Below are 642 nucleotides of genomic sequence, written 5' to 3' on the forward strand. Positions count from 1 at the left end.
CCCGCATCATCTCTGGTGCTTGGTTCAACCGGCGCTGCATTTCCTCCAGCACTGCTTCATGCTCCCAGCGCCTTACTCGACGATTTGTGCTTGGTGTGCACTGGGTTTTCAGCGCACAACTCTGGCACTTAGAACTCCAGTAACAGTGCATATTCATGCCTTTCTCAACGCTGGAGAATCGCCAGATCAGTGCCTCTCCCGCCGGGCAGGTGTATTCGTTTTTCGTCGGGTCATACACGAAGGCATCTTTATTGAATCGGCCATCAGCCTTGGCGCTTGAAGTCATTGGCTTAGGCACGTAGGCCGTGATGTTTGCGTCGTGACAGGCAAGGATCTCTTCACCCTTGAAGTAGCCTCGGTCAGCCACCACGGACAGCGTTTCTGCGCCGATGGCTTCACGAGCCTGCTTCGCCATTGAACTGAGTTGGTCGCGGTCTGAACCGCTGTTGGTGACCTCGTGAGCAACGATCAGGTGGTGCTGCGTATCGACAGCCGTCTGCACGTTGTAGCCGACGATACCGCTGCCGCGCGTCATCATCGAACGGGCATCCGGGTCGGTCAGCGAAACCTGTTTATCAGGGGAATCGTTGAGCTGAGTTTCGATCCCTTGAAGCTCTTTCATATGCGCTTTTAGCTTGGCAA

General features: G+C 55.1%; 1 protein-coding gene. It reads right to left on the reverse strand.

Going from position 1 to position 642, the window contains the following annotated elements:
- On the reverse strand, window positions 1-642 hold a 642-nt coding region (locus PA6_RS22205; protein ID WP_043217409.1), incomplete at both ends, for a transposase.

Origin of the sequence: Aquipseudomonas alcaligenes NBRC 14159, assembly GCF_000467105.1 — a bacterium.
GTDB lineage: Bacteria > Pseudomonadota > Gammaproteobacteria > Pseudomonadales > Pseudomonadaceae > Aquipseudomonas > Aquipseudomonas alcaligenes.